This window comes from Geoglobus sp. (assembly GCF_054018175.1).
In genome coordinates this window covers 1-2962 of the sequence record NZ_JBPLZQ010000011.1, presented here as the reverse complement: position 1 = coordinate 2962, position 2962 = coordinate 1, and the positions used below count along the sequence as shown (strand labels likewise).

Below are 2962 nucleotides of genomic sequence, written 5' to 3'. Positions count from 1 at the left end.
TGATGTGGAGAGGAAGAGGAATGAGGCAGGAATTGACGGCCTCGAGATGGCGATTGGAAGAATCAAAAAAACAAAAAGCCTGATCGGGGAGAGGGACAGGATCAGCCTGGAGCTCTCCGAACTCCTCTCTGAGGTTGAGCGCATCAGGGGCGAGGCAGAATCTGGGCGCGAGGAAAGTGATCACCAGCACCTCGCGGCTCTGAGAGCTGAGGTTGAGGCTGTGGAGCGCGAAGTTGTGGAAAGGGAGAATGAGGTGCACAGAAAGATTGCCAGTGTAAAAAAGCCGCTCAGGATCTACGCCCATGCAGTGGGTGTGAGGATCGGCACGGACACCCGCTCCCTTCTGCTTGACGTGAGCGAGCTGCGGACCCTCGCCTCAGGAGCTCTCTCCGAGATCGGGAAGGGGAACATAAAGGTGAAAGAGAAGAGGAAGGAAGCGGTCATGAGGCTCCTTGAGGAGATTGCAGAAGGAGGCCTCGAGTCCGAGATCGAAAAGATTGGGGAGCTCAGGAGAAGGCTCAGAGATTTGAAATCCGAGGTCAGAAGGCTCGAGTCACACTGCGAGGAAAGCAATCCTGCTGAAAGGATGAGAGCGCTTGAAAAAAGAATCGCATCTCTTGAGGAAACGGCAAACCGGCTGGATACTGAGATAGAGGAGTCTATAAAGGAGCTTGAAAATGTGCTGTCCGGATTGCTTGGTTTTGAGGTAGTGCTGACGGATGATGCTTCGTAGCGTGCGTCAGATTGCGATCTGCACCGAAATTCGGTTTTTGGATCGGCAGTGATTCGACCTCCCGAAAGGGTTATCTAATCCCGGGATCAGAAGTTCCATCAGATGTCAATAGAAGAAATTGAGATTCTGCGGGAGAGGAGTGAGAAGTTTATGAAAAATGCTGAGCATCTTTACGAGACTGGTGTATATGATCTTGCAGCTTTTAACATTCAGCAATCCGTGGAGCTGTATCTGAGATACAGGCTTTTCTTACTCGCAGGAGACCACTCCAAAACACAGTCCATAAAAAAGCTGGAAAACTAAGGAAGTTGGTTGATGGACTATGAGCTTTGATGTGAGGATTGAAATGGCCAAGGAGGACAGGAAGTATTTTGAGAACTGGAAGTATTACGCTAAGATAATCGCGGAGGTTGCGAGGGAGAACCTTGGGGATGTGAAGGTTTATGTCTTCGGATCGGTTGTTGAGGGTAGACACACTCCTGCAAGCGACATTGACGTGCTGATAGTCTCACCGGAAACACCGGGAAGAATGGAGGACAGAGCAAGGATTGCTGGTGAGATTTTCAGGAGGGTGGGCGTGTTCTCTCCATTCGAGCTCCACATTGTAACACCAAAAGAGTTGGAGTGGTACAGGCGGTTTGTGAAGAAGATTGTTGAGATTGTGCAAGTCTGAATTCTGAATACGGAAGAGACCAGATGACAGCTTTTCAAGTGGCGGCTGCATGAACTGTGGAAACTTGTGCTGGCAGTACAGGACCATCAATAAACCCTTCAGATACTCTGGCTGAAACTTTGAACACACTGAAGGCAGAATGCAACTGCAATCCAGAACAGCAGGGTTTGAACTTGCAGAACAGAGTTCTAAGCGAACCGAAACATCAGATCAAATTTCGTAAATTCACGCTGCAAACTTCTTACCGGAGATCCTCACACCCCTGAACTCCTCGTTCTCGACTATCCTCTCCACATGCCCAATAAGTACGGGAATCTCCACATCACCGTAGCTGTAAACCTCTGTTTTATCATCCTCAATAACCACAATGCTGTCGTTCATGAGCAGAACCTGACATTTCCAGATTTCCCGCAAACATCAACCGTTTCGTGGAATTCTGCTGCCTGAAATCAATTTGTTCTGAGGAGTGTCCTAAATTCCGCGGAGCCGGAGCATAGCTCGTTCGTGACGCCTTTCTGTTTCTGCCTTGCGTGTTCGTTGCTGCACAGACGTCTGTGTTCTTGTCGTCTTTCAGCATACATCCAAAAAGTTTCGTGGTCTCGATTGTGATGATCGTCCTAATGATAGTGTAGCTGACAGTGTATATCCAAGATCGTAAATATTAAAAATGTTTGATGCGACTTGCTGGGTGATAGCACTCTGCAGAACAGCAGTTCTGGAGCGCAGGCACTCCCTGTTCTCCGGGACTGTTGGGGTGGTGGGGTGAAATCATGGCTGAACACACTTTAAATGTCTGCACCTCTCTTTCGAGGATACTTAGAGGGTCGGCTGTCATCTCACTGTTGGTCTTTGGCTTGCTGTGTTCTGTGGTCTCAGCCGATACAACGCCTCCAAGCGTGGAAATAATTTCACCTAAAAATCTCACCTACACTACCTACAGGGTCGCAATTAACGTTTCGGTGAGTGATGATACTGGTGTTGATACGGTTATAGCCCAGATAGACGGCACGACCAACATAACTCTCACATATCAGAACGGTTACTATGTTAACAAAACTCTGCCACTTGCAAATGGTTCACACAGCATTAGAATCTACGCCAACGACACCTCTGGAAATATGAACTCAAGCCAGGTCGTTTACTTCGACATAAACGCACCTGCTCCACCAAACACGATTTACGTGATTCCGGAAGGCTGGTGGCGTCCCGGCTATGATTTCAATCTATCATCAACACCCATACAGTCGGCTTTGGACAATGCTGTTGCTGGAGATAAGATAGTTGTTGTAGAGATGGCCGACTATAAAGAAGCGATAACAATTACACAGAATAGCTTGGTTCTTGACTTAAATGGTTCAACTCTAAACGGAACTGGAATTAGCTCGAATGGAATCACTATAAGTGGGAAAAGCAATATCGTCATTGAGAATGGGAGCATAGTTGGATTTAGCGACGCAATCTACCTCTCCTCTGTCTCAAACTCCAAATTCAGCCATCTAACAATAACCAACCCAACAAACTACGGCATCAACATTGCTGGAAGCATAACAAACGTC

Annotated in this window: 4 protein-coding genes and 1 pseudogene; 4 read left to right on the top strand and 1 reads right to left on the bottom strand. The window is 47.6% G+C overall.

From position 1 onward, the window contains the following. The 3 genes and pseudogenes from ACXJJC_RS00890 to ACXJJC_RS00880 all read left to right on the top strand — a co-directional run. Nucleotides 1-733: pseudogene (locus ACXJJC_RS00890) on the top strand (hypothetical protein); the annotation flags it as partial. A 102-nt stretch (nucleotides 734-835) separates the two neighbouring features. Then, nucleotides 836-1036: a HEPN domain-containing protein gene (locus ACXJJC_RS00885; protein WP_456368659.1), complete on the top strand. Its 201-nt coding sequence runs from the start codon at nucleotides 836-838 to the stop codon at nucleotides 1034-1036. Nucleotides 1037-1055: 19 nt separating this feature from the next. Beyond that, entirely contained in the window at nucleotides 1056-1406 is a 351-nt protein-coding gene (locus ACXJJC_RS00880) for a nucleotidyltransferase domain-containing protein (protein ID WP_456368657.1), read from the top strand. A gap of 225 nt (nucleotides 1407-1631) precedes the next feature. Here the strand turns inward: ACXJJC_RS00880 and ACXJJC_RS00875 are convergent, their stop codons facing one another. Then, complete coding sequence (locus ACXJJC_RS00875; RefSeq protein WP_456368655.1) at nucleotides 1632-1787, bottom strand: hypothetical protein; 156 nt, start codon at nucleotides 1785-1787, stop codon at nucleotides 1632-1634. A gap of 389 nt (nucleotides 1788-2176) precedes the next feature. Between ACXJJC_RS00875 and ACXJJC_RS00870 the strand changes: the two genes are divergently transcribed. After that, nucleotides 2177-2962, top strand: a 786-nt coding sequence (locus ACXJJC_RS00870) for an Ig-like domain-containing protein (protein WP_456368653.1), incomplete at its 3' end; no start/stop codon positions are given.

Bases quoted from the DNA above. Each gene is read 5' to 3' on its own strand.
- ACXJJC_RS00885 (WP_456368659.1), top strand. From the start codon at position 836: ATGTCAATAGAAGAAATTGAGATTCTGCGGGAGAGGAGTGAGAAGTTT.
- ACXJJC_RS00880 (WP_456368657.1), top strand. From the start codon at position 1,056: ATGAGCTTTGATGTGAGGATTGAAATGGCCAAGGAGGACAGGAAGTAT.
- ACXJJC_RS00875 (WP_456368655.1), bottom strand. From the start codon at position 1,787: ATGAACGACAGCATTGTGGTTATTGAGGATGATAAAACAGAGGTTTAC.